Annotated in this window: 21 protein-coding genes and 1 tRNA gene; 7 read left to right on the top strand and 15 right to left on the bottom strand. The window is 49.7% G+C overall.

Features of this window, described 5'->3' with window-relative positions; all coding sequences use genetic code 11:
• Positions 1 to 35 precede the first annotated feature (35 nt).
• Positions 36 to 941: a hypothetical protein gene (locus tag BMX22_RS01535; protein WP_074740169.1), complete on the bottom strand. Its 906-nt coding sequence runs from the start codon at positions 939 to 941 to the stop codon at positions 36 to 38.
• Positions 942 to 1,208: 267 nt separating this feature from the next.
• On the opposite strand from BMX22_RS01535, the gene BMX22_RS01540 reads away from it, so the two are divergent.
• Together BMX22_RS01540 and BMX22_RS01545 are read left to right on the top strand one after the other, a co-directional pair.
• Positions 1,209 to 1,718, top strand: coding sequence for an HD domain-containing protein (locus BMX22_RS01540; RefSeq protein ID WP_074740170.1), 510 nt, complete (start codon positions 1,209 to 1,211; stop codon positions 1,716 to 1,718).
• Between the two features lie 21 nt (positions 1,719 to 1,739).
• Positions 1,740 to 3,011, top strand: coding sequence for an O-acetylhomoserine aminocarboxypropyltransferase/cysteine synthase family protein (locus BMX22_RS01545; protein ID WP_074740171.1), 1,272 nt, complete (start codon positions 1,740 to 1,742; stop codon positions 3,009 to 3,011).
• 48 nt (positions 3,012 to 3,059) lie between these two features.
• Here the strand turns inward: BMX22_RS01545 and BMX22_RS01550 are convergent, their stop codons facing one another.
• From BMX22_RS01550 to BMX22_RS01590, 9 genes are all read right to left on the bottom strand, one after another.
• Positions 3,060 to 4,001 (bottom strand): DUF1648 domain-containing protein, encoded by a 942-nt coding sequence (locus BMX22_RS01550; RefSeq protein ID WP_074740172.1) that lies wholly within the window; start codon positions 3,999 to 4,001, stop codon positions 3,060 to 3,062.
• Between the two features lie 15 nt (positions 4,002 to 4,016).
• Entirely contained in the window at positions 4,017 to 5,069 is a 1,053-nt protein-coding gene (locus tag BMX22_RS01555) for a pyridoxal phosphate-dependent aminotransferase (protein ID WP_074740173.1), read from the bottom strand.
• 10 nt (positions 5,070 to 5,079) lie between these two features.
• On the bottom strand, positions 5,080 to 5,940 hold the full coding sequence (rsmA, locus tag BMX22_RS01560) for a 16S rRNA (adenine(1518)-N(6)/adenine(1519)-N(6))-dimethyltransferase RsmA (protein WP_074740174.1): 861 nt from the start codon (positions 5,938 to 5,940) through the stop codon (positions 5,080 to 5,082).
• Positions 5,940 to 6,215, bottom strand: a complete 276-nt coding sequence (locus BMX22_RS01565) for a hypothetical protein (protein WP_074740175.1) — start codon at positions 6,213 to 6,215, stop codon at positions 5,940 to 5,942. Before BMX22_RS01565 ends, rsmA begins: the two co-directional genes overlap by 1 nt.
• Positions 6,215 to 7,807, bottom strand: a complete 1,593-nt coding sequence (locus BMX22_RS01570) for an NAD(P)/FAD-dependent oxidoreductase (RefSeq protein WP_074740176.1) — start codon at positions 7,805 to 7,807, stop codon at positions 6,215 to 6,217. The genes BMX22_RS01565 and BMX22_RS01570 overlap by 1 nt, the downstream gene beginning before the upstream one ends.
• The gene (locus BMX22_RS01575) at positions 7,791 to 9,044 is read right to left on the bottom strand and encodes an aminoacetone oxidase family FAD-binding enzyme (RefSeq protein ID WP_074740177.1); all 1,254 of its coding nucleotides are present in this window, start codon (positions 9,042 to 9,044) and stop codon (positions 7,791 to 7,793) included. The genes BMX22_RS01570 and BMX22_RS01575 overlap by 17 nt, the downstream gene beginning before the upstream one ends.
• Positions 9,044 to 9,913, bottom strand: a complete 870-nt coding sequence (locus BMX22_RS01580; RefSeq protein WP_074740178.1) for a metallophosphoesterase — start codon at positions 9,911 to 9,913, stop codon at positions 9,044 to 9,046. The genes BMX22_RS01575 and BMX22_RS01580 overlap by 1 nt, the downstream gene beginning before the upstream one ends.
• Before the next feature lie 15 nt (positions 9,914 to 9,928).
• Positions 9,929 to 10,828: a mechanosensitive ion channel family protein gene (locus BMX22_RS01585; protein ID WP_081349013.1), complete on the bottom strand. Its 900-nt coding sequence runs from the start codon at positions 10,826 to 10,828 to the stop codon at positions 9,929 to 9,931.
• Between the two features lie 395 nt (positions 10,829 to 11,223).
• Positions 11,224 to 11,300 (bottom strand) — tRNA-Arg (locus tag BMX22_RS01590).
• 383 nt (positions 11,301 to 11,683) lie between these two features.
• Between BMX22_RS01590 and BMX22_RS01595 the strand changes: the two genes are divergently transcribed.
• On the top strand, positions 11,684 to 13,393 hold the full coding sequence (locus BMX22_RS01595; protein WP_074740179.1) for an HD domain-containing phosphohydrolase: 1,710 nt from the start codon (positions 11,684 to 11,686) through the stop codon (positions 13,391 to 13,393).
• Between the two features lie 101 nt (positions 13,394 to 13,494).
• Here BMX22_RS01595 and BMX22_RS01600 read toward each other — a convergent pair whose 3' ends face one another.
• Both BMX22_RS01600 and BMX22_RS01605 read right to left on the bottom strand, forming a co-directional pair.
• On the bottom strand, positions 13,495 to 14,577 hold the full coding sequence (locus BMX22_RS01600; RefSeq protein WP_074740180.1) for a 6-phosphofructokinase: 1,083 nt from the start codon (positions 14,575 to 14,577) through the stop codon (positions 13,495 to 13,497).
• A gap of 40 nt (positions 14,578 to 14,617) precedes the next feature.
• Positions 14,618 to 16,846 (bottom strand): putative bifunctional diguanylate cyclase/phosphodiesterase, encoded by a 2,229-nt coding sequence (locus tag BMX22_RS01605; RefSeq protein WP_074740181.1) that lies wholly within the window; start codon positions 16,844 to 16,846, stop codon positions 14,618 to 14,620.
• A gap of 261 nt (positions 16,847 to 17,107) precedes the next feature.
• Between BMX22_RS01605 and BMX22_RS01610 the strand changes: the two genes are divergently transcribed.
• The 4 genes from BMX22_RS01610 to BMX22_RS01625 all read left to right on the top strand — a co-directional run bounded on the left by BMX22_RS01610 (position 17,108) and on the right by BMX22_RS01625 (position 24,058).
• Positions 17,108 to 17,785 (top strand): response regulator transcription factor, encoded by a 678-nt coding sequence (locus BMX22_RS01610; RefSeq protein WP_074740182.1) that lies wholly within the window; start codon positions 17,108 to 17,110, stop codon positions 17,783 to 17,785.
• Positions 17,772 to 19,229, top strand: coding sequence for a sensor histidine kinase (locus tag BMX22_RS01615; RefSeq protein ID WP_074740183.1), 1,458 nt, complete (start codon positions 17,772 to 17,774; stop codon positions 19,227 to 19,229). Before BMX22_RS01610 ends, BMX22_RS01615 begins: the two co-directional genes overlap by 14 nt.
• Before the next feature lie 351 nt (positions 19,230 to 19,580).
• A complete protein-coding gene (locus BMX22_RS01620) occupies positions 19,581 to 21,398 on the top strand; it encodes a cellulase family glycosylhydrolase (protein WP_074740184.1) in 1,818 nt (605 codons plus the stop codon).
• Positions 21,399 to 21,529: 131 nt separating this feature from the next.
• Positions 21,530 to 24,058 (top strand): AMP-binding protein, encoded by a 2,529-nt coding sequence (locus BMX22_RS01625; RefSeq protein ID WP_074740185.1) that lies wholly within the window; start codon positions 21,530 to 21,532, stop codon positions 24,056 to 24,058.
• 45 nt (positions 24,059 to 24,103) lie between these two features.
• On the opposite strand, the gene BMX22_RS01630 is transcribed toward BMX22_RS01625, so the two are convergent.
• The 3 genes from BMX22_RS01630 to dapB form a co-directional block, all read right to left on the bottom strand.
• Positions 24,104 to 24,538, bottom strand: coding sequence for a hypothetical protein (locus tag BMX22_RS01630; RefSeq protein WP_074740186.1), 435 nt, complete (start codon positions 24,536 to 24,538; stop codon positions 24,104 to 24,106).
• Between the two features lie 76 nt (positions 24,539 to 24,614).
• On the bottom strand, positions 24,615 to 25,604 hold the full coding sequence (locus BMX22_RS01635) for a diaminopimelate dehydrogenase (RefSeq protein ID WP_074740187.1): 990 nt from the start codon (positions 25,602 to 25,604) through the stop codon (positions 24,615 to 24,617).
• 140 nt (positions 25,605 to 25,744) lie between these two features.
• Complete coding sequence (gene dapB, locus BMX22_RS01640) at positions 25,745 to 26,500, bottom strand: 4-hydroxy-tetrahydrodipicolinate reductase (RefSeq protein ID WP_074740188.1); 756 nt, start codon at positions 26,498 to 26,500, stop codon at positions 25,745 to 25,747.
• Positions 26,501 to 26,518 lie beyond the last annotated feature (18 nt).

Here is a 26,518-nt window from a genome sequence, read left to right on the forward strand (position 1 = left end):
TGGGGTAACCCCCGATGGCAGTCTTATTATGAAGCTTATTCTGCGGCTGCGGCGCTCTTTCCGCCTGCGCCTACTTCGGTGTCGCGTGCTATCTTCTTATACTCGCCCGATGCCTCGGCACTTACAAATTCAAGCGCGTTGCTGTCGAAATAGAACCAGATTACAAACGCAACAAGTCCTGTGTTGTTCTTTATATTGATATAGCAGTCGATCGTATCGCCCTGCTTGCAGGCAACATTGCTGCCGTAGAATACCATTCCGCTCTCGCCAGATACGTCGATAGCGTCGATGTTTCCCTTGTTGACTCTTACTGTTCCGTCAATGACCTTGCTGGGATATACTGCGGTACCTGCAACGTCGGAAAGGTCGGGAGATATCCTTACCTTATAGTCGCCGTCGGGTATGCCTTCCTTTACCTTGAATACTATGTGGAGGAAATCTCCCTCAAAGAAGAAGTTCTCATCCTTGGATATATCGAGCCACATCGCATATCTGCCGTCCTGCTTCGATTCATACTTTACTGCGGCTGTTGTGGGCGCTTCAGCTGTTGCGGCAGGCTTATTGACAACAGTCGTTACCTTTACCACTTCGGTCACTGTGGATCCTGCGGCATCTGTCACTGCGGCTCCCGATGCGTCGGTAACTACCGCTACGGTAGTAACGGGCTGACCGTCAGCATCTGTTACATCTTCTATCTCGGTCGTATCTTCAGCTGCTGCTGTTGTTGTTGCTGCGGGAGCACTTGTTGTGAGCTCGGCAGGTGCTGTTCCTATTGCATTGCCGTCCTTTGCGCTGCCGATCTCAAGAGGCATCTGTACTACTGCCTCTTCGCTCGAAGCAGATTTACTGCTGCTTTCTTTGTCTCCACAGCCTGCAAAGCTCGACGCAGCTACACATACGACCGCAAATAATGCAATTATTCTCTTTGTTATATTCTTCAACTTAACCAATTCCTTTCAAGCATTCATGAGGTTTTATGGCAGTTGTTTCTGCCTGTTTTAATTATACACAACCCATCTCGTTTTGTCAAGCAAGCTCGGAAATTCTAATCAATTCTTTGAAATTATGACACCTTTTTATCACATTGATTCATAAAATCATCACATAAAATTATTATTATTCATTTTATACTATTGATTTTCCTTCAAAATTATTGTATAATACTTATAACGGCTTTGCCGAATACAGAAAGACAGGAACAACATAAAATGTTAAAAGCTATTTGCTCGAGAAAAGAACTCTCTGACAGCGCCTACTACGAATGCGTCAGCGATATCATCGACGCTCCCGAGATAAAGCGCTTGCAGGACATTACTCATCATATCTCTACGACCCGCTATCAGCACTGCGTGAATGTTTCATACTACGGCTTCATCATTTGCAGAAAGCTCAAGCTCGATGCTCGCTCTGCCGCAAGAGCAGGTCTTATGCACGATATGTTCTACTACGACCGCAAGGAGTTCAACTCCATGCGCGAAAAGGGTCAGCTTCGCCACAGCGCCAAGCATAGTTTCGTCGCTTCCGAAAATGCCGCTCTAATAACAGAGATATCCGAGAAGGAGCGCGATATGATCGAGAAGCATATGTGGCCCATGACCCGTCCCATGCCAAGATTTAAAGAGACCTATATCATCACTTTTGTCGACAAGTACTGCGCAGTTCTCGAATTCTGCGTTCCAAAAGTGAGGAAATTTGTCTCCAAAAATAAAACTATCTGACACACAGGAGGAATCCCAACAATGAAGATCGAAACAAAATGCCTGCACGCAGGCTATACTCCCAAAAACACCGAACCAAGAGTAGTACCGATAGTTCAGAGCACTACCTATGTCTACGATTCTACAGATGATGTGGCTGCTGTTTTCGATGACCCCACCAAGAGCCTCATCTACTCGCGATTTGAGAACCCCACCGTTATGGCTGTCGAGGATAAGATCGCTGCTCTCGAGGGCGGTATCGGCGCGATGTGTACTTCAAGCGGTCAAGCTGCTTCTCTGCTCTCACTCCTCAATATCCTTAAAGCAGGCGACAGCTTTATCTCCGCTGCTACTATCTACGGCGGTACAATAAACCTCTTCGCTTATACCCTCAAAAAACTCGGTATCGAATGCATCTTCGTAAGCGCCGACGCTTCCGAAGATGAGATACAGGCGGCTTTCAAGGACAATACCAAGGCTGTTTTCGGCGAGACTCTCGCAAACCCCGCTCTCTCTGTATTCGATATCGAAAAGTTTGCGAAGATAGCTCATAAGAACGGAGTTCCGCTCATCATCGACAATACCTTCCCCACTCCCATACTTTGCAGACCTTTCGAGTTCGGTGCCGATATCGTTATCCACTCCACTACAAAGTACATGGACGGTCATGCTGTTCAGGGCGGCGGTGTTATCGTTGATTCAGGCAACTTCGACTGGACTAACGGCAAGTTCCCCGAGTTCACAGAGCCCGACGAAAGCTACCACGGCACTATTTACACCAAGGCTTACGGCAAGGCTGCATACATAATCAAGGCAAGAATGCAGCTTATGAGAGATTTCGGCTGCTATCCGTCTGCTCAGTCCGCTTTCTACCTTAACCTCGGTCTTGAAACTCTTCCGATAAGAATGAAGCAGTACTGCGAGAATGCCAAGGTCGTTTCCGAGTTCCTTGAGGCTAATGAGAATGTTGAGTCCGTAAATTATCCAGGTCTCAAGAGCAGTAAGTACTATGAGCTCGCTCAGAAATATCTCCCGCTCGGTTGCAGCGGCGTTATCTCCTTTGTTATCAAGGGCGGTCGCAGCCAGGCTGTGAAGTTCATGGATTCGCTCTCGCTCGCTTCCAACGAAGTTCATGTGGCTGATATCCGCACCTGCGTGCTCCACCCCGCAAGCGCTACTCACCGCCAGCTCACTGACGAGCAGCTCGTTGCGGCAGGCATAGAGGGCGGTATGATCCGCCTCTCCGTCGGTCTTGAAAACGTTGAGGATATTCTCGATGACCTCAAGAACGGCTTCAGCGCACTCGGCAAGTAATATAAACAAAATTCCCCGAAGCAGAAGTTCTCTGCCTCGGGGATCTTTTTATTTTTGTTCCTTTTCTCTTTTGCATCTGACTATGAACAGCACGAACGAGATCGTGTATAATGCCGCAAAAAACCCGAGAAATGCAGGTTTTATCCTCAATTCACTGCAAAGCGTCATATTCGTAAAAAAGAAAAACAGTCCGCTGAACACTTTCAGATCATCGGTAAGCATTATAAGCGGTTTCTTTTTTGCCCTCGTCGCTTTGACGGAGATGATCTCCAGCACGACGAGCAGCAGCACTATTATAATATGCGGGATGATGAGATAGCGCTTGTCAAGGTATTTGTCAATGTTTGCGAAATATGCAAGACCGTAGTAATCAGGGTCGTAGTAGAGCTTTTCATCACCCGGAAGCCTCGGAAGCACTTCAATGAGCATCCATATGCCGCCAAAAGTCACCAGCCACGCGATGAGCCTTGACAATCTGTGTGCCAGCGCGGCTTGCTCTGTTCCCTTCTTCTTTTCGCGGAACACTATATATGTGACGATCTGTGCCGCTATCCCGACTGCGATGATAAGCAAAAAAACACTGATCACATTACCGATACTATGCAGCGGAAGCGCTACCTGAAGTGAAACAGAGCGTGTCCAGAATGCAAATATTACCAGACACATCGTATGGAGAACATCAAGCGTGAATAAAAGCTCGGCACGGAAAATAGCCTCGCCCCTGCCTTTCATTTTAAGACCTATACCTTTATTGGGTATTATGTGAAATGCAACTGCAAGCCCGACTGTTATGAGCCCGCCGATAATGTGAGGATAGAAACCGTATACCTTCGACGCGATCACATCGAAATCTCCATTCGCACCAAAATGTATCCCGATCTCAGCAGGAAGGCTGCTCCATTTCATAAGGTAGAACAGTACACATCCAAGCCATATCAGTATGTTCGCCGCAAATAATATTCGGTGAAATGTAAGGACTTTTTTATCCATAGATCACTCCTTATTTCACAGCGACAGATACTCACGAACACGAAGAATATGCTCAATTTCGGCGATAAGACGTTTATTCCTGTCGCGTCTGAGAACAGCCGCTCCGAAATAGCCGCTTCCAAGACCTGTAACCTGCGCAAAGCTGCGGATATGTATACCACGCTTGGCAAGCAGCTCGTCAAGTGGCAGCTCACAGCGGAAAAGCAGGAAATTTGCCTGCGACGGGTACACCATTATCCCTATCCGAGTAAGCTCCTCCGACAGATACTTGCGCTCGTCTGTTAGAATACGTGCTGCACGTTTGAGATAGACTTCGTCGTCAAGAGCTGCTGCTCCTGCAAGCTGTGCAGGCGTCGGAATATTCAGCGCGGGTCCTGCCGATGATACTATCTCTGCTATCTTAGCGGCTGCAAATACTCCGTATGCAAGACCTAATCCTGCCATACCGAATGAATCCGATATCGACCTCAGCACGATTATATGCGGTCCCGAACAGTGCTTTGCACTGAACCTTTCGCTGCCGCGGATAAGCTGCAAATAGCGCTCGTCGCATATGAGGATAGTATTGTTCTCGCGGCACCGCTCGGCTATCCTGCCAAGTGTATACGGTGTTATGAGCTCTCCCGTCGGGTAGTTGGGGCTGCAAACGATGACCATATCGGTTTCACGGTCGATACAGTCAGCAAATTCTGTAGTCAGGGCAAAGCTGTTCTCCTGCGGGAGACGATACTCCGCAATATCACAGCCGTTTTCAAGCAGGATGCGCTTGTACTCGCTGTCCGTCGGTGCGCATATCAGTGCCTTTTTCGGTCTTAGTCCGACTACAGTTCTGAACACGAGCTCGGCTGTCGAATTGCCGCAGACTATATTCTCGGGCTGTGTTCCCTCGAATACGGCTATCCTACTTCGCAGAGCCGCTGCGTGCGGGTCGGGAGCTGCTGTGAATATGCTTCTGTCAGCAAGTACACGCTCCGAGGTTTCGGGCATACCGAGCGGGCAGGCATATGACGTGTGGTCGTACTTGATAACGCGTTTGCTTCTTGTCTCCTGCTGAGTTGGAAAGCTCATTTTTTACACCTCATTTCATCAGCTTCATAAGTCCGACGGAAAGTTCCGTCAACTGCTCCATGTCAAGCGCTTCTATTCGCGAGGTTTCAGGCAGTCCGAGAGACCGCAGCACCGAATAGACCTGCTCCTTGTCCGCTCCGAGCATGGAGGAAAGTGAATTCGCTATTGTCTTGCGTCTCTGTGAGAAACCTGCCTTGACGACCTTGAAGAAAAAGTCTTCCTCCTCGCCGCTGAGCCGCGGCTCTTTTCCTATATCTATGCGAATGACCGCAGAATCTACATTCGGCGAGGGCATAAAGCTCCCGCGGGATACATCAAACAGCTTCCGTACCGTTCCGTAGTAGTTGACGCCGACTGTTATGGCTCCCGATTCGCGTGAGCCTACCTTTGCACAGAGACGCTGAGCTGCTTCCTTCTGTACCATTACCGTTATCGACTCGATAGGCAGCTTGCTTTCAAGCAGAAGCATTATCACGGGCGATGTTATGTAGTACGGGAGATTCGCGCACACTGCCGTATGAAGTCCCGCAAAATCACGCTCGATGATGCCTCGCAGGTCTGCTTTCATGACGTCTTCATTGTATATTTTGATGTTGTCGAACTCTGCAAGCGTTTCCCCGAGTACGGGCATCAGACGCGTGTCTATCTCGACTGCCGAGACCTTGTCCGCACGCAGAGCAAGCTCCTTCGTGAGGACTCCGATACCTGTTCCAATCTCAAGTACGCCCCAGCCTGCCTGTGCATTGCCCTCTTCGGCTATCTGCGGGCAGACTGTAGGATTAACAAGAAAGTTCTGCCCAAGTCCTTTTGAGAAGCTGAATCCGTGGCGGGAGAGTATCTCCCTGACCGTTCCTATATTAGTCAGCTCCATTATTCGTCCTCTCCGACGCCGTGACGCTGCTTTTCCGAGAATTCCTTCTGCTTTGCGTCATTGAGCTTGTCCATATCGTTGACAAGATAATCAGCCGAACGGTAGGCGTGCTGAAAATCAGTGTCTTTGAAGTATGTTCTGATGTCGACGAACTCGCCGTCGATGAGCAGGTCAAGCTGACGGAGCTGCCTGCCCGGGTATTTTTTGCCTACGTAAGCGATGTACTCGTCTATCTCCTGCGGGCTCATCTCGCCGCCAATTACATTGACTTTCATTATATGCCTCCATTCATTTTTCCGATCACTGCTTCCGCACACTTCATGCCGTCTACCGCTGCGGAAACTATGCCTCCTGCGTAACCTGCTCCCTCGCCGCACGGATACAGCCCCCTGACAGACAAGGATTGCAGGTCGTCTCCCCTGTTTATCCGCACGGGAGAACTGCTGCGGCTCTCGATACCCGTGAGGACTGCCTCGCGGTCGTCGAAGCCCTTTATTTTTCTGCCCATTTCAGTTATCCCGAGCCGCAGCGACTCACAGACAAACTCAGGCAGATATTCGTCGGGAAGTGCCTTCTTTACGGCGGGAATATACGACGGCGCTACCCGTCCGAAGCCCTCGCCGAGCTTCTTATCCATAAGCTCCCCGACTGTGCAAACGGGGGCGCTGTAGCTGCCTCCTCCTGCTGTATATGCTCTTTCCTCAAGCTTTCGCTGGAAGTGCATACCCGCGAGAGGATGGTCGCTTCCGTAGTCCTCGCTGCCGACGTTTACAAGAAGAGCACTGTTGGAATTGACCGCGTCACGTGCAAAACAGCTCATCCCGTTGACTGCAAGCCTCCCCTCCTCGGAAGAGGCTGCGACTACTTCCCCTCCCGGACACATACAGAATGTGTACAGGGCGCGTCCGTTCCCGAGGTGGACAACAAGCTTGTAATCGGCGGCTTTGAGAGCCGCGTGCCCTGCATAATCGCCGTACATAGCCTTGTCGATATCTGTGCGGAGGTGCTCGATACGGACTCCGACTGCGAAGTTTTTCTGCGAAAGGTCAACTCCCCTGTCGTACAGAAGCTCGAACACATCCCGCGCACTATGACCTGTGGCGAGGATAAGGCTGTCCGTATCTATTCTGTGCTCGCCTTCAGTGTCGGTGTATACAGCTGCGGTAATATGTCCGTTTTTCGTCTCATAGCCGCAGAATCTCGCTCCGAAGCGTACCTCTCCGCCAAGCTCGGTTACTCGAATGCGGAGCTGCTTGACCGTTTCACGCAGCCTGTCTGTGCCTATGTGCGGCTTTGCCATATACAGAATCTCGTCGGGTGCGCCAAACTCTACAAGTTTTTCAAGCACATAGCGGATGCGCTTGTCCTTGATGCCCGTTGTGAGCTTGCCGTCGGAGAATGTCCCCGCACCGCCTTCGCCGAACTGGATATTGCACTCGGTGTCGAGCTTTCCCGTCGAGCGAAAAGCTGCAACAACCTTTACACGCGAATCTACGTCGTATCCGCGCTCAAGCACTATCGGCCGCGCTCCCGCTTTCGCGAGCACAAGCGCCGCAAACATTCCCGCGGGTCCAAATCCGACTATGACAGGTCTGCTGTCTGCTTTTACGCGCGGGACATCGTATGTGTATTTCTCGACCGAAACGGCATTTTTCAGCCGCTTCAGCAGCTTCGGCTCGTTTTTCGCCGCTATATCAAGCGAGATATTGAAGTGTACATCGTTCTTTTTTCTTGCGTCGACCGACTTCTTCGACAGTTTCACCGAGCGTAGACTGCTCTCGGGGATTCCGAGCTCATCTGTACAGTATCGCTCAAGCTGCGAAAAATCAAAGTCGAGCGGAACTCTGATATTACCGACCCTTACCATTTTTTCCGCCTTTCAGCGACAGAGCCGCTTTTTTTCCTGCCCATGTGCCCGACGACCAAGCCCATTGCAGATTATAACCGCCACAGTCTCCCGCAACGTCAAGTATCTCGCCGCAGAAATACATTCCGCTGTACCTGACCGATTCAAGCGCTTCGGTGACCTGATCTGCTGAGATCCCGCCCATAGTTGACTGCGCATTCTGCCACGGCGAACAGCCCGTGACTTCAAGCTCCAGTGATTTTATGCCTTTGCACAAGTGCTCTATGTCCTTGTCGTTTATGCTTTCTATAGGCTCGGAAGGTGATTTTTCAAGCACGTTCCTGATAAGCCATACTGTAAGATTCTTCACGAAAAATCCGCTCAGCAGCTCCTCTGCCGTAAAGCCGCGGCGGTCGTCACGGAGCCTGCGAAAATATGCACTCAGCTCTGCTGAGGTCATATCAGGAGCAAGGTCGGCACGGAGCGTTAGCCTGCCCTCGTACTGCTGAAACAGGTAGGCGAGATTGAACACGCATATACCCGATACGTTGTTCTCGTTGAACTGTATCTCCCCTTTTTCGCGGCGGAGCTCACGTCCGCCAGAAAATGCTGCTATCTCGCCCTTTATCCGCACTCCCTTTAATCCTTTGAGCCTTTCGGGACTGACTCTCAGCGGGGCGACCGCGGGACATATCTTCTCGGTCTTTATCCCCATTTCCCTCAGTATACGCAGCATTCCTCCGTCTGTGCCAAATGAGGGGGCAGCATAGCCTCCCGCGGCAATTATGACCTTGCGGCAGATTATCTCACCGCCGCTGTATATAAGCGTGAAACCGCCGTTCGACGGCTTTATCTCCGTTATCTCGCATTCGCACAGCTCGTCGGCTCCGAGAGCCAAAAGTTTCAGTCGAAGTGCATTCAGAACTGTCGTGGAGCTGTTGCTGCGCGGATATACTCCGCCTTCGCGTCCTTCACTTCCCGTAACACAGGCAACTCCAAGTTTTTCGGTGAAGAGCTCGTGCCAGTCGGGTGTCCTGCCGATGATGCTCATAGCGTCGATACTTCCGTGGAAGTTTCGCTTTCCGAGAGACATATTGCTGAGATTGCACTTGCCGTTACCCGTGGCGATAAGCTTCTTGCCTGTGCGGGGAAGCTTTTCCGCGATGAGCACTCTCGCATTCGCTGCGGTCTCCTTCGCTGCCATTGCTGCCGCTAAGCCAGATGCTCCGCCGCCGATGACTACGATATCTGCTTTCATCACTTCCCCTCCTTTTCGGGAAGAATGTCGAGTACGACGACCTCGGGACGGTTATTGAACCGCACAGGGTACGGCGAATCACCGAGTCCCGATGTTATGAACATCGCACCGCCCGGGTATTGAAACCAGCCCTTGTCAAAAACTGTATTCTCGGTCGTAAGCTTCGGGAACCATTGGTCCTTGTTGTAGGGGTCAACAAGCGGACCAAGTCCGAATGGCAGCTGAAACATTCCTCCGTGTGTATCTGCACATATGGTCAGGTCTGTACCGAAATCCGCGAACTTCGGATAATTCTGGATATGCGCAAGGAGTATGCTCAGACAATCAGCGTTTGCCGAAAATTCATTGCGGAGGTTGAAGGTGTCCGAATAATAGGCGTTGTCTATGCCGATGATCTGGACTTTATTCCCCTTTACTTCGACTACTTCGTCTCTGTAATTCATGACGTTTACTCCGCCTGCCTCAAGTTTGTCGATATAATACTTTTCTGTGTCGTGCTCGCCGCTGACGAAATATGTGGGGTAGCCCTCGGCGGCGATATCGGTCACTGCCTTTGCTGCTATATCAATGACGTCCTGTGTACTGCCTGTTGTGTACATATCTCCGAGCACAAAGACCATGTCGGGGTCTGCTCCGCTTATCTTTTCAAGTACCTTATCGCCGCTGATGCCGCCCTCGTGTACGTGAAGGTCACTTATCACTGCGATTCGGAAACGTGTGCTGACTTTATCTGTAACATAGGCGTTTTTGTTTATCCTGATCGTGTAGTTATTGAACCACCATATTACTACGAGTCCCGCAAATATGTAGCAGAGATTCCACCAGCGGAAACGCAGCTTTTTCTTTTGTTCTTTCTTTTTCTCTTCCATATTGTCTCCGTCTTTTTATTTCATGTGTACGTCAAGCTGTCCGTACGGTATCTCGATCCCGTTCTTGTCGAACGCTTCCTTGACGTTTTCCAGAAGATCGTATCTTGTGGATATGTAATCGCTGTTTTTTACCCATACGAGCACGTCTATGTCTATCGAGCTCTCACCGTGTGCTCCCATCCTTACGACGGGACACGGTATCGACTGTATCTGCGGCTCGTTGTTTATTACCTCGCAGATCAGCGACTGCGCTTTTTTGAAGTCATCGGCGTAGCTTACCGAGATTTTCAGGTCTATCCTCCGAAGCGGACTTTCGGTGTAGTTTATCAGCTTTGCGTCCGAGACCTTGCCGTTGGGGATAAATGCTGTCTTGCCGTCAAATGTGTCAAGCTTGGTGTATAGTATGCTTATCGCGCGGACTGTGCCGACTGTTCCGTCTATCTCGATGATATCACCCGTAACAAAAGGCTTCGAGAAAAGGATTATGAAGCCTCCCGCAAGATTTGACAGGCAGGTCTGCAAGGCAAGGCTGACTGCAAGTCCTGCCGCTCCGAGAATGGTGATTATCGACGATATCGGAACTTTCAGCACGGACAAAGCCATTACAAGTACGACCGTATACAGCCCTATCCTGATGACCGAAAGAAGAAAATTCTTCGCTCCAACTTCTATCTTCGAGCGCTTCATCGCGCGGTCTATCAGCTTCGTTATCAGCTTTGTTACTCCATATCCGACTAAAATGATGATCAATGCAAATATTATCAGAGGCAGATACTTTTTGAGATATTCACCCATTTTTGACATGATATCAGAGGCGATACCGACCTGCTCCTGTATGCTCTCAACTGCCGCGTTGACATCCGATGTCGTGACTGATGCGTCAGATGAGGAGACAGTGACCGACGTAGTCTCCATTATTATCAACTCCCGAAAAAACTTATTTTCATTATAACATATATTTACAGAAATAGCAAGCCGCGCGGGAGAATCTTCCGTTTTTTTCAGCTTTGCCGCGAAACCGGAGGCGGCGACACGCCGCTTATAACATATATTTACAGAAATAGCAAGCCGCGCGAGGGAATCTTCCGTTTTTTCAGCTTTGCCGCGAAACCGGAGGCGGCGACACGCCGCTTATAACATATTATTCTAATAATAGCAAGCCGCGCGGGGATTTTTTGCCGATTTATTTCGGATAGACATTCGATTTATTCATGGTAATATGTGTGACCATAACTAAATTGTTGTCTTTCATAAAAAAATTCGCGGCTCAGTAAAACTGAACCGCGAATCTTGTTGCGGGGGTAAACCGCTGGCGTCCCAAAGAGGAGTCGAACCTCCGGCCTACTGCTTAGGAGGCAGTCGCTCTATCCTACTGAGCTATTGGGACATCTTTAATATTTTACCACATTTTACTCCGCTTTGCAAGCTAATTCCTTTATTTTTATTTTTTAATTATCTCATCTGCCTCTACGCAGTTCGCCCGCCTTGCTCTTTCCGCCTGTATTTTCGTAACATCGCCCGATATCTGTCGGATGAGGCAGTATCCGAATACGTTGGGACGGATACTGTAAAAATTCACGTTCACTGTTGCATTTACGGTTGATTTCTGCTATAATTAATGTGTCCCCAATAGCCGCCTTTGGTCGGTTATTGTCACGAACTTCGCTCGGGGAGCGCAAATCCTTTAATCTGATGAAGTTGAGCAGACTTTTTTATTTTTACAGCTTCACTGCGTACTCGGCAATATTTCCGCGAAAGGAGGGCTGCGGCTTGGTAGCGGCTTATTATTCCGTTCTTTTTCTGCTCTCGATTGTTTTTCTTGTAGTCTACGTTTTTATGTGGCACAAGCACTTCGACATCACTCTGACAATGATTTTCACATTCATTTCCATTTCTTGTCTCGGTTATGTGATGTATTCGCACTCAGAAACTATCGGCGAATCTATCCTTTCTAACAAGATCATCTACCTCGGCGCAAGTTTTCTGCAATACTTCATTATGCTCAGCATTCTGAATATGTGCGAGATAAAGCTGAGCAAATGCGTCAAAGACCTGCTTTTCATATGCTGTATGGTCCTGTACGGCTCTGTCCTCTCCATCGGTCATACGACTATTTTCTATAAGAGCATCTCATTCTCAATAGTGGACGGGAATCCCGAGCTTACACGTGAATACGGGTTCATGCATACTGTTTTCCTCGCGATGATCGTCCTATTCTTCATCATCAGCTTTGTCGCTATTATCTACAGCTTCTTCAAGAAGAAACAGATCCCGCGAAGCATAATCTATTTGCTCTTCCTGCCGTATGTCTTCTCGATACTCAGCTACTTTGTCGGCAGGACTCTCGTAAAAAAATTGGATATAATCCCCGTTGCTTACATTTTCGCAGAAGTCATTTACCTGCTTATCTCGTACCGTCTCTGCCTCTACGATATCGACGATACTGTCGTCGACTCTCTTGTTCAGAACGGCGAGACAGGCTTTATCGCTTTCGACCTCAAACAGCGGTATATCGGCTCTAATGAAACAGCTAAAAAAATTCTTCCCGTGCTCGGAGAGCTTTATGTCGACGAGAGGATAAATAATGAGAAGGCAAGCAATATCCTCGGCTGGCTCTCCTCCTTTACAAAAAATGTGTACGAGCACGAATTCATTCACGAACTTCACTCGGAAAGTGATCCTGCCTCAGACAGGATCTATATCGCGAATGTCAGCTACCTCTACGACGGTGTTAAAAAACGCGGATATATGGTCACTCTGACTGATGACACCCAGAACAGAAAATATATTCAGCTCCTCGATCACTATAACGAGGACCTGCAAAATGAAGTAGACGAAAAAACTCGTCATATAGTGGAAATGCACGACAACCTCATCATGAGCCTTGCGGCTATGGTCGAGAGCCGTGACAACTCCACGGGCGGGCATATCAAACGAACAAGCATCGGCGTCCGCATTCTTATCGACGAGATTCAGAAAAGCGGAAAAATGCACCTCTCGGACGAATTCTGCCGCAATATCATCAAGGCTGCTCCTATGCATGACCTTGGAAAAATTGCCGTTGATGACGCTGTTCTCCGCAAGCCCGGGCGCTTCACTCCCGAGGAATTCGAGAAGATGAAGCACCACTCCGCCGAGGGAGCACGCGTGATACATGAGATACTGCTTAAGACCGACGACGAATCATTCAAGCTCATCGCCGAGAATGTCGCTCACTATCACCATGAACGCTGGGACGGCTCGGGGTACCCCGACGGTCTGACAGGCGAAAATATCCCCATTGAAGCCCGTATCATGGCTATTGCCGATGTTTACGACGCTCTTGTCAGCAAACGCGTTTACAAGGACAGTATGTCTTTTGAAAAAGCTAACGATATCATCACAAGCGGTATGGGGTCGCAGTTTGACCCGAGCCTCGAACCTTACTACAAGAGCGCTCGTCCGCGGCTTGAAGCCTACTACAACAGCATCGACCACTGACAGCCCGTTTTGGTTCTCAACATACGTAAAAGGGAGCTCCTTTCCGCAAGGAGCTCCCTTATTTTTTCTCTTATCATTCAGGCTCTTCAGAGTGCCTGTGTTCAGTCTCCGAAAGAAACTCCGATATCACGAGCCGCTATAACAAGGTGGTTCTCGGTATCTACGAACTTCGTCTTTCCTGCTACATCTTCAAGCTTGTTGGATGTTATCTTGTTGCCTATCTTGGCAACTGTCCTGCCGTATTTCTCCTGCGCGATGAGATATGCTGCGTGAACTCCGAACTGTGTGGAAAGAATACGGTCATATGCGCTCGGAGCACCGCCGCGGAGCATATGTCCAGGTACGCAGACTCTTGCTTCAATTCCTGTATTCTCCTGTATCTGAGCAGCGATACGTCCTGTGGCTGTGATTATTCCAGCTTCCGCACGCTTCTTGGCACGCTCCTTCTTCTTGAGCTTTGCCTCTGCAACATCAAATGCTCCTTCAGCTACGGCGAGGATAGAGAATGTCTTGCCCGATGCGCTTCTTGCCATTACTGCTTCGCAGACCTTGTCGATATCGTACGGTATCTCGGGGATAATGATTATATCCGCTCCGCCTGCGATACCTGCATTAAGCGTGAGCCAGCCAGCTTTATTGCCCATTATCTCGCATACGAGTATGCGGCTGTGGCTCGCGGCTGTTGTGTGCAGACGGTCGATAACATCGGTCGCGATGTCTACAGCAGTATGGAAGCCGAATGTAACGTCTGTTCCGTAGATGTCGTTGTCTATGGTCTTGGGCAGTCCGATGACGTTAAGTCCCTCGTCGGAAAGGAGCTTTGAAGTCTTATGTGTGCCGTTGCCGCCGAGAGTCAGCAGGCAGTCAAGCTTCTGCTTCTTGTAAGTGTCCTTCATATTCTTGACCTTGTCGATGTTGTCCTCGCCTATGACCTGCATCATCTTGAACGGCTGGCGCTTTGTTCCGAAAATAGTTCCGCCCTGAGTAAGAATACCCGAAAATGCGGATGGTGACATATCCTTGCAGAGATTATTGATAAGTCCGTAGTAGCCGTTGGATATGCCGACTATCTCGACGTTGTCCTCGCCGAAACGCTCGTAGCAAGCCTTTGCTACACCTCTGATGGTCGCGTTAAGTCCAGGACAGTCGCCGCCGCTTGTGAGAATGCCGATTCGTCTTTTCATAATTTCATACCTCCGTCTTTTATTGTTATAAACTGTTTTTTCAGTAGTGTACCCCAGAGTTGTGCTCAAAGAATTCCTCCAGCTTGTTTGCGGGCATGGGCTTTCCGTAGAGATAGCCCTGACCGTAGTCGCATCCTGCCTGTCGGAGGATATCCTCCTGACCTGTGTTCTCTATACCCTCCGCGATAGTCTCGATACGCTTGGACTTTGCGATACGTATGACTGCGGATACTATCTCATATGCGATATTGTCATGCTGGATATCGGTGATGAAGGAGCGGTCGAGCTTCAACAGCGTTATCGGGAGTATCTGCAAATAGCTCAGTGACGAGTAGCCTGTGCCGAAATCGTCCATTGCAAGCTTTACGCCGAGGTCGCGGAGCTTGTTCATCTGTGCGACCGCGAAGTCGATATCGCTGAGGGCGAGAGTCTCGGTGAGTTCGACCTCGAGCCACTGCGGGTCAAGCCCCGACATCGCGAGAGCGTCGAGGACCTTTTCCTTCAGGTCGTTCTGGTAAAAATCAGTGGATGTGAAGTTTATGGACATTACTATATTCGGATAGCCCATTTTCTGCCACAGCTTGTTCTGGCGGCATCCCTCGTTAAGCACGAATTCGCTTATCCTGCCGATGAGGTGAGAGCTCTCTGCGATAGGTACAAAGGAATCGGGCTTTATGACTGTACCGTCGGGTTTTATCCAGCGGATAAGTGCTTCCACACCGATTATCTTTCCTGTTTTGAGGTCTATCTTCGGCTGATAATAGAGCTGGAGCTCGTTGTGGTCGATAGCGAGTGCAAGCGACTTCTCGAGCTCGGTATTGCCGATTATGGAATCATGCATACTCGGCTCGTAGCCGTAAATACTGCTGTTGTTCGCGTCGCCTGATTTAAGGGCGAATTCCGCGTGCTCCATGACGTCGAGGAAGGAGTTGCCGTCGTCGGGAAGCTTTGAAAAGCCTGCCGAGCAGCTAAGGTTTATTGCTGCAAAATCGTCTACCGCAAGCTTGGCGAACTCGTCCTGTATGGTCTTGGCAGTTCGTATCGGGAGCTCGTCGTCTCCGTAATCGCGAAGCACGAGCGCGAAGTTGTCGCCGCTTATTCGTGCCGCAAGACCTCCGGGAGTTACAAATTTATAAAGGATGTGAGCAAAGTTCTTGAGGATATAGTTTCCATTCGTGTAGCCGCAGGTATCGTTGATGATGTGGAATCTGTCGATATCAAGAACAATTATCCAGTAGGAATAATTGAGCAGACGGCTGCATTCGTAGGTCTTTTGTCCGATATCCATGAGCTTGTTGCGGTTCGCTATCTCGGTGACTTCGTCGATATAGGCAAGGCGCTCGATGAGTATGTCCTTCTCGTGCTCCTGTGTGATATCAAGCAGAGCTCCGCCGAAAAGGGAGAGCGTATTTGCGGATGCTTCTATCGACTTGTAACGGAAGGAATACCAGCGGAATGCCGAACCGTTGAGCGATTTTATGCGGAGCTCAACGTTCTGCACCTCGGAACTCTCGGTCTCGCCCGATTTTACAGCTCTGTCAAACTGTATGCGGTCATTCGGGTGGATAAGCGAACGGAGCGTTCCTACGTCGATGCTGCTCGCTGTAAGTCCGAGTGCCTCCATCGCGATCGATGATACGATGAACTTCTTGCGGTCGGTCGTCATCATTACGCCGATCTCGGCAAGGTCCATGGATGTGTTGAAGAAATCGTTGGCGCTGTCGAGGTTGACCTGCATCTTCTTCATCTCGGTCAGATTGAAGCCTGTACTGAGATATACACAGTTCTTCTTGCGCTTCTTGACAACAGAAGTGCTCCATGCTATAGTTATGAGCTTGTCCTCTGATGTGAGGAAGTGAGCTTCGTGGGAGCCTATCTCCGTGATATGCATGAAGCTCTCGTCAGTAAGGTCGGGCAGCTCGAACGCCTTCCCGAGCATTTCCTTCTCGTTATATTTGTCGTTCCCGATACCGAGCAGGTCACGGATACGCTTGTTCATCGCCACATACGAAAAATCATCGGTCCAGATGATTATCTCGGTGTTGAGCGTCTCGGTTATCTTTGCGAAGTCCTCAGCGTCAACAGAGGTCTTGAGCTTGCCGTACATCTTGCTGATGAGATATACTATAACGGAAAGGGATACGATTGTTACAAGATAGATTATGATGACAGCGACGGTCTGCTCGGGCCGAAGAAATGCGTAGAATACGACCAGTGCTGTTGCAAGTGCGATGACTATCGCAGCTGCAAGCGGGTTCCCTGCCTTCATTTTCTATCACTCCCCTAACTGTAATATTTTGGAAAGATATTCCCATTCGTTTTCATTATAGCAAATTTACACTAAATTGTCAATAATTTTTTTGCCGATACGATACATCTTCTATAAAATTATCTCTCGCTAACATAAAAGTATCACAGTATATACACCTTTGCCGTTTATACTTTTCTTGAATTATATTTAAACTGTTGCTATTTTCAGTCGATTGTGTTATACTTATACTTGATGATATCAGAACGGAGGACTATTATCATGCCACACATCCTTATCGTTGACGACGAAGTCAATATCCGAAAAGTTGTACGGGAATATGCCGAATTCGAGGGCTACGACATCACCGAAGCCGAAAACGGCATGGAAGCCGTCAGTCTATGCCATGAGAACGATTACGACCTCATTATCATGGACGTTATGATGCCGCGCCTTGACGGCTATTCAGCCTGCAAGGAGATACACAAGACCAAGAATATCCCCGTTATCATGCTATCTGCACGCGGCGAGGAATACGACAAGCTGTTCGGCTTCGAGATAGGCGTAGACGACTACGTTGTCAAGCCGTTTTCCCCCAAGGAGCTGATGGCACGCGTAAAGGTCGTGCTGAAGCGCAATAAGCCTTCTTCCGATCCTAATCAGGCAGACAAGTTCGTATTCGAGGGGCTTGAGGTCGATATCTCGGGAAGAGAAGTCTACGTTAACGGTCAGAAGGCTTCGATGACTCCAAAAGAGTACGACCTGCTTTTCTATCTCGTCCGCAACAAGAATATCGCCCTCTCACGCGACCAGCTGCTCGAAGAAGTGTGGGGCTACGATTTCTTCGGCGACGACAGAACTGTCGACACTCACATCAAAATGCTCCGCAACAGCCTCGGCGAGTACAGGAAGTTCATCGTTACTCTGAGAGGAATGGGGTACAAGTTTGAAGCTGATTAAAAAGATCCGCAGCGTATTCGGCAGCATACCGCTGAAATTCAGCATATGGCTGTATTTCCTCGGTTTCACGATACTCGTTTTCCTCCTGCTCTGGCTGTTTCAGATCTTCTTCCTCGAGAAGTTTTACTCGCAGTCTAAGCTGAAGGACGTCGAGATCGCATCAAATGCTATCATCGCTTCGTACAATAACGACACATCGACCGAATTCAGCGAAAAGCTCTCAAAAATCGCCTCCGCGAACGACCTCTGCATAGAGGTCACTGACAGGTTCGGTCGCTCGATCTACACCAAGGAGTATTCGGTGTGCTGTATCATCCACGGCCGCGAAAACAGCACTTACTACTACCAGAAACGTATAACCGACAACGGTAACAAGCCTATCTGGCTCAAGGTCAACAATCCGCGAAACAACTGCTCGACTGTTCTGTATGGCTGCGTCCTCGGTTCTTCCGATAACCCCGACGGCTACCTGCTGATCAATACAACGCTCGTACCAGTCGGCTCGACTGTTACCATCATCAAGCGGCAGCTGATGATAATTACTGTTATCCTGCTAATTTTCGCTTTCTTCATCTCGCTGTATATGTCAAACAGGATAGCTAAGCCTATCGACAGTATCACCGAAGCTGCGGAAAGCCTTGCAAAAGGTAACTTCAATACCGAATTCGACGGAAGAGGCTATCTCGAAGTCAAAAAGCTCGCGGAGACCCTGACATATGCCGAAGAAGAGCTCTCGCGCGTCGATACTATGCAGCGCGACCTTGTCGCCAATGTCTCGCACGACCTGCGTACCCCTCTGACTATGCTTAAAGCTTATGCAGAGATGATCCGCGACCTCTCGGGCGACAACCCCGTCAAGCGAAACGAACACCTCGAAATAATCATCAACGAGACGGACAGGCTCTCCCTTATGGTCAATGATATCCTCGACCTCTCCAAGCTCGAGAGCGGCAGACAAAAGCTTACTCCGTCAGAGTTCCGCATTCGTGAGAAACTCGGCGAGATAATAGGCAGGTTTAAAGGTATTTCCGAGAAAATGGGCTATAGTATCCACTTTGAGCCCGACGAGGAAATGCTCGTACGCTGCGATGTCGTTAAGATCGAACAGGTCATCTATAACCTTATCAATAATGCTATAAATTATACAGGTGAGGACAAGCAGGTCTTTGTTCGTCAGAAAAACGAACCGAACGGCGTCCTTATCGAAGTCCGCGATACGGGTGACGGGATCGAGGAAGAGAAGATAAAGCTCATTTTCGATAAGTATTACCGCTCGGAGAACCACAAGCGCGAAGTTGTCGGTACAGGGCTCGGGCTCTCGATAGTGAAGGCTGTGCTCAAGCTCCACAATTATGACTACGGTGTACGCAGCAAGCTCGGTGAAGGTTCGGTATTCTGGTTCAGGATAAGCGCCAAAGACGTCAGAAGTGTTGAAGATGAATAAATTTCTCCGAATTTTGTTTGGCTTTTTCGGAGTTCAAACGAACCTTTTCTTAATAATATATTCATATTTATCTGATATAATAATGTCAATGTCGGAAACGACTTTATCAGACATCTATAAAGTGACATTATTCTTATTGACATCCCCAATAATCCCTATATCATGGCAGATGAGCTTCCATTTTCGGAGGCTCATTTGTTTTTTTCCGAATTCAGCATTATATGTTGTTAATCTGCCGTATATTGAGAATTTATGCTTGAAATCGTTGACATCTATTTTTTTATAGTGTATAATGAAGTAAATTATTGTGAACAAATCTTGTACGGTTTGTTCTGCGAGAGAGGGAATAAAATGATAAACAAATTCTTCAGAAGAGCTGCGGCAGTCGTTCTTTCTGCCGTAACGCTGGGAGTTTCAGCCGCTTCAAATGTCCCTGCGGGCATTACCACGCAGGCTGCTCCCGATGAGTTCCACGATGACTGGCTCCATGTAAACGAGAATGCCGAGGTCGTCGATATGGACGGCAACCCCGTCTGGATGACAGGCTGTAACTGGTTCGGCTACAATGCAGGCAGACAGGTATTTGACGGCGTATGGTCGAAGAATATGCACAGTATGCTCAACCAGATAGCCGACCACGGCTTCAACCTGCTCCGTGTACCGATGTCCACACAGATAATCCTCCAGTGGAAGAACCACGGTCCTGACACAGGCGGAGGCGTAGGCGAGGTCACAATGATGGTCAATCCCTATGAGAACCCCGAGCTCACTGTAGGCGGCGGAGTTGACGCCGCGGGACAGTACGAGCTCATGTACAGCTTCGATATATGGAACAAGGCTGTTGAGTGGTGCCGCGAGAACGGCATGAAGATAATGATAGATATCCACAGTGCGACGACTGCCGCTATGGGTCATCAGAAGCCCCTCTGGTACGACGACAACTTTTCCGAGGACGACTGGCTCGAGGCACTTTCATGGTTCTGCGAGTACTACAAGGACGACGATACCATTATCGCTATCGACCTCAAAAACGAGCCCCACGGCAAGCCCGAGGAGGGTTCATTCGCGAAGTGGGACAATTCCAAGGACGCCAATAACTGGAAATATGCGGCAGAAAAAGGCGCTATGGCTTGCCTCGAGCAGAACCCGAATCTGCTCATCATGATAGAGGGCATAGAGTGCTACCCCGACTTTGAGAAGGGCGCAGACTGGACAACTCCCTGCGTCGACTACGCTCACTACGACGAGCCCTCGCTGGTATTCGGCGCATGGTGGGGCGGAAACCTCCGCGGCGTAAAGAATGACCCCGTTGATATCGGCGAATACAAGAAGCAGATAGTTTACTCTCCTCATGACTACGGTCCGCTCGTATGGAAGCAGAAGTGGTTCTACATGGACGACCCATCAAAGACATTTGACCGCCAGTCACTGCTCGACGACTACTGGTACGATACATGGGCATACCTCGTTGAAGAAAAGAAGTATCCGCTCCTTATGGGCGAGTGGGGAGGCTTCATCGACAAGGAGCACGACCCGACAGGCGAGAACAAGCACTGGATGCAGGAGCTCCGTGACTATATGATAGACAAGCGTATCCACCACACATTCTGGTGCTTCAACGAGAATTCGGGCGATACAGGCGGACTTGTTTACGACGACTTCGGCAAATGGGACGAGGAGAAGTACGCGTTCGTCAAGGAGGCTCTCTGGCAGACCGACAGCGGTATGTTCATCAGCCTCGACCACAAGATTCCGCTCGGTACAGCCGGCAACGGCATTTCGCTCAGCGACTACTACAACGGTACGGTAACTCCTCCTGTTTCACGCGAGACTTCAACTACTACTTCCACAGCAACTACAACGACGACAACTGATACGGGTTCGACATCTTCTGCAACTACAGTTACCGCTTCCGAAACCGTTACTACGAGCAGCCGAGCTTCGGGAGCTGAGCTCCTCGGCGACGCTAACCTCGACAATAGGGTCTCTGTTGCCGACGCTGTCGCTATTTTACAGTTCCTTGCCAATAAGGATAAGTTCGACCTGAACGATACCGCCCGTGCAAACGCCGACGTCTTCAATATGGGTGACGGCGTTACCGCTAAGGACGCATATGCAATCCAGCTTCTGGATGCAGGTCAGATCTCCGAACTGCCTTATAACGAATAAGCTTTAAGCCCGACTGTAATGGTCGGGCTTTTTGCTTCAATGCGAGAAAAAACTTCGGTAACCTATTGCATTTTCTGCATAAATATGGTATAATAGTTCTGTTAATTTTTTATTAAAAGGAATGATGTAAAGTGAAAATCAGCTTTTCGACACTTGCTTGTCCCGACTTCTCATGGACTGACATCTACTCTATGGCAAAGGATTTCGGATTTGACGGAATCGAGATCCGCGGACTCGGCAACGAGATATTCTCCGTGAACGCTCAGCCATTCAAGGAAGAAAATCTACCCAAGACTATCGAAAAACTATCCTCACTCGGACTTGAAATTCCTTGTCTCACCTCGGGCGCCTGCCTTAAATTCAAGGACAAATTCGACGCGGTCAAGGATGAGATTACCGCTTATGCCGAGCTCGCTAACAAGCTCGGAGCTTCTTATATCAGGATCCTCGGCGACCTCGAACCCGCTCCCGGCGGCGAGGTGGACGACGAATATGTTGCGGAATGTCTCCGCAAACTCGTTCCCGTTGCCGAACAGTTCAATGTGACTCTCCTCGTCGAGACAAACGGCGTCTACAGCGACTCCGCACGTCTCGCTGACCTCCTCAGAGCTGTTGGAAGCCGCAAGGTCGCTGCTCTCTGGGATATGCACCACCCCTACCGCTACAATAACGAGTCCCCTGAGACTACTGTCGCTAATCTCGGCGAGTTTATCAAGTATATCCAGGTCAAGGACTCCGTAATGGGCGCTGACGGCAAGGTACAGTACCGTATCATGGGAACAGGAGATATCCCCGTTAAGGAGATGATCGCCGCTCTCGATACTATCAACTACACGGGTTATATCTCGCTCGAATGGGTCAAGCGCTGGGCTCCCGACCTCAGCGACGCAGGTATCGTTATACCGCAGTTTGCCGAGTATATGGCTCCCTACAAAAGAAAGCACAAGCACCCGCTCCAGACCAATATGCGCGGCGACGGTCAGTACCCGTGGCCGAAGGAGCGCATCCTCAACTACACCTTCCCCGATATCCTCGACCGTATCTGCGATCAGTTCCCGAATCAGTACGCTTTCCGCTATACCGAGCTCGACTATACCCGCACTTATCCCGAGTTCCGCGACGACGTTGACAACTTCGCCCGCGCTCTTCTCGCTATGGGTGTTAAGAAGGGTGACCACGTTGCTATCTGGTCTACGAACGTTCCCCAGTGGTATATCACATTCTGGGCTACTACAAAGATCGGCGCCGTTCTCGTGACCATGAACACCGAATACCGCGTTCATGAGGCTGAGTATCTCCTCCGCCAGTCTGATACTATGACTCTCGTTATGATCGACGGTATCAAGGATATCAAGTACGTTGACATAATCAAAGAGCTCTGCCCCGAGCTCGATCACTGCGAGCCAGGTCAGCTCCACTCAGCCAAACTCCCATTCCTCAGAAACGTTATCACTATCGACTCCGAGAACAAGGGCTGCTTTACATGGGAGACAGCTCTTGCTCAGGGCAGAAAGGTCGCATACAGCGAGGTAGAGGCTGTCCGCAAGACCATCGATATACACGATGTATGCAATATGCAGTATACCTCGGGTACTACAGGCTTCCCCAAGGGTGTTATGCTCACACATTACAACGTCGTGAACAACGGAAAGGCTATCGGTGACTGCATGGACCTCTCCACTGCCGACCGCATGATGATACAGGTTCCGATGTTCCATTGCTTCGGAATGGTTCTCGCCATGACAGCTTCCGTGACTCACGGCGTCACAATGTCTCCTATCACCAGATTCAGCCCGAGAAAAGGTCTTGACTGCATCAACCGCGAGAAGATAACCTGCTTCCACGGTGTGCCTACAATGTTCATCGCTATGCTCGGTCACGAGAATTTCGACAAGACAGACTTCTCGTATATGCGTACGGGTATCATGGCAGGCTCGCCTTGTCCGATAAAAACTATGGAAGAGGTCGTTGAGAAGATGCATATGAGCGAGATATGCATTACCTACGGTCAGACCGAAGCTTCTCCCGCGACTACCATGAGCAAGACGACCGATACCCTTGAACAGCGCGTTAATACCGTCGGCGGTCCTATCTTCGGCGTTGAGTGCAAGATAGTTGACCCCGAGACCAATCAGGAGCTCCCCGATGATACGGACGGCGAGTTCGTTGCCCGCGGATACAACATCATGAAGGGCTACTACAAGATGCCCGAGGCAACTGCTGCGGCTATCGACAGCGAGGGCTGGCTCCACACGGGCGACCTCGCAAGACGCCGCTCGTCTGACGGATACTTCAAGATAACAGGACGTATCAAGGATATGATAATCCGCGGCGGCGAAAATATCTACCCCAAGGAGATAGAGGATTTCCTCTACACTTATCCCAAGGTCAAGGATGTTCAGGTCATCGGCGTGCCTGATGCTGATTACGGTGAGGAGATAATGGCGTGCATCATCCTTCAGGACGGCGTTGAGGCTACCGAGCAGGAAATAAAGGACTTCTGCCTTGCCCGCATGGCAAAGCATAAATGTCCGAGATATGTCGACTTCGTTGACAGCTTCCCCATGAATGCCGCAGGAAAGATCCTCAAGTACAAGATGAGAGAGCAGGCTGTTGAAAAGCTCAAGCTCCACAACGCTGACAGTATCGTTACAGCATAATAATGAACCGCCGCAAAAATCAGATTTTTTGCGGCGGTTTTTGATTTACAGATAGGTGCGCATATCCGCTGAGAGCTTCTCCTCGGAGCTTATAAGCCGCTTGGCTATTTCCTTCGAGCGCTCGTCTGCTGCCTTGTACTGATTCATATATCGGCTCAGCGACTTTATACCCATATTGCAGCCGTCCATCATCAGCTCGGCTATCTTGCTGTCAGTGCCGTCAATGAGCATCTCCCAGTTCGTCTTGACCCACGACATCCCCTGCACCATCGGATTCGGGTCTTTGCCTTCGTCGTGATAGTCGTGCAGTACCTTTTGCAGGTCTGTCTGTAGGCGCTCGCTCTCATGCTTGCTGTCACTGAGCGCATTTTTCAGCCCCGCTCCCTTGACATGACCTATGACCTCGTCAATCGCCGTTATTCCCATTTTTACGCCCGAGTCGCACTCGCGAAGCAGACGTATCGTGTCTCGTTCAACCATAAAAACAACTCCTTTCAGCGTTATTATCCGCCGAAAGGAGTTTTTTATGCACGTTATGCTTTTTATTGTCGCGAGATCAAAGCATCTTCGCTCTGAGCTCCTCGCCCGAAAGAGGAGAAAGATATGCGGGTGCAATATCAAATGCGGTCTTGCAGCCTGTAGCTCCCTCTGCCTTGAGACGAGCCATTGCTCTTGCGAAGCAGATGAGCACACTTGCTGTGAACTCGGGATTTGAACCGAGCTTGAGCGAATACTCTATCATCTGGTGAGTCTGCTCGCCGTCGCCTGTGAGTCCGCTTCTCATTACGAAGCCGCCGTGAGGCATCTTGTTGTGCTTGGCGTCGAACTCTTCCTCTGTGATGAAGTTTACTGTTGTGTCGTACTCATCAAAGTAGTTCTTCATGGTCTTGATGTCGTTCTCTATCTTCGCGAGGTCTGCACCCTCCTCGGGTACAACCCAGCACTCACGAAGATGCTTCTGACGTGTGGTGAGTTCGGGCTGGCTTCCGCTTCTTACGGCTTCCATTGCCGACTCTATCGGTACTGTGTACTGTATGCCGCGCTTTACGCCTTCAACTCTGCGGATAGCATCGGAGTGTCCCTGCGATACGCCCTTGCCCCAGAATGTGTAGCTCTTGCCGTTGGGGAGTATCGACTCCGCATAAAGACGATTGAGCGAGAACAGACCCGGATCCCAGCCGAGTGAGATGAATGCGAGGTGTCCGCTCTCCTTTGCTGCCTTGTCTACGTTTGCAAAGTGCTCGGGGATACGTGCGTGTGTGTCAAAGCTGTCGATCACATTGAAATACTTGGCAAGCTCAGGAGTCTGCTTGGGAAGGTCTGTTGCACTGCCTCCGCAGATTATGAGAACATCGATGTCGTCTTTTTTCGTCTGTATATCGTTGATGCTGAATACAGGAACTCCTGCTGTGAGGGGCTTGAGCGTGGAGGGATCGCGGCGTGTGAAGATGCCTGCAAGCTCCATGTCGTCATTCTGTCTGATAGCAAGCTCGACGCCTTTTCCAAGGTTGCCGTAACCTGCAATACCGATTCTTACTTTGTTCATTGATGGATTCTCCTTTGAAATTATATTTACTTCCTGTCGCCATTGACAAAAAGCAATGAGCTTTTGAACTGTCTGCCCCAAGCGAATCTTCGGGGCTTATCGTGATATGTCTTCTTGTGGGCTTTGCTGCCCGTAAGCTATCAATCCTTTAAGAGCATCTGCATATCGTACATACCTGCGGGCTGGTCCTTGAGGTATATCGCTGCCTTGACCGAGCCCTCGGCAAATACCATTTTTGAAGCGGCAGAGTGCGAAAGAGTGATGACCTCGTCGTTGCCTGCGAAGATAACGTCGTGCTCGCCGACTATCGTGCCTCCGCGTATCGAATGCATACCTATCTCGCTCTTTTCGCGCTTCTGACGGCGCGAGTGACGGTCATAGACATACTGCTTGGAGTTGTCGAATGTCTCGTTTATAGCATTCGCAAGCATTATGGCTGTTCCGCTCGGAGCGTCTATCTTCTGGTTGTGGTGCTTCTCTACTATCTCGATGTCAAAGCGGTCGCCGAGAACTTCGGCTGCCTTCTTTGCAAGATTTACGAGCAGATTGATGCCCACCGACATATTGAATGTGAAGAATACGGGTATCTGTTCCGCAGCGGATTTAATCTTCGCTATCTGCTCGTCACTGTAGCCTGTAGAGGCGATAACAAGCGGAGTACCCGTGGAAAGGCAGTACGTGAGAAGTCCGTCGAGCGAAGCAGGGTTGGAGAAGTCGATGATAACATCGGGCTTCACGGGGAGCTCTGCGGGAGATGCTACTATCGGGAAGTCGGCGTACTCCTTCGTAAAGATGTCGATACCTGCAACGACTTTGCAGTCGTCACGGTCGGCGATGCAGTTGTAGACATTTTTGCCCATTTTACCGTTTGCGCCGCATATTGCTATATTTGTCATAATTTCACTTCCTTGCGG

The sequence above is a fragment of the Ruminococcus sp. YRD2003 genome (assembly GCA_900109435.1).
Taxonomy (GTDB): Bacteria; Bacillota; Clostridia; order Oscillospirales; family Ruminococcaceae; genus Ruminococcus; species Ruminococcus flavefaciens_G.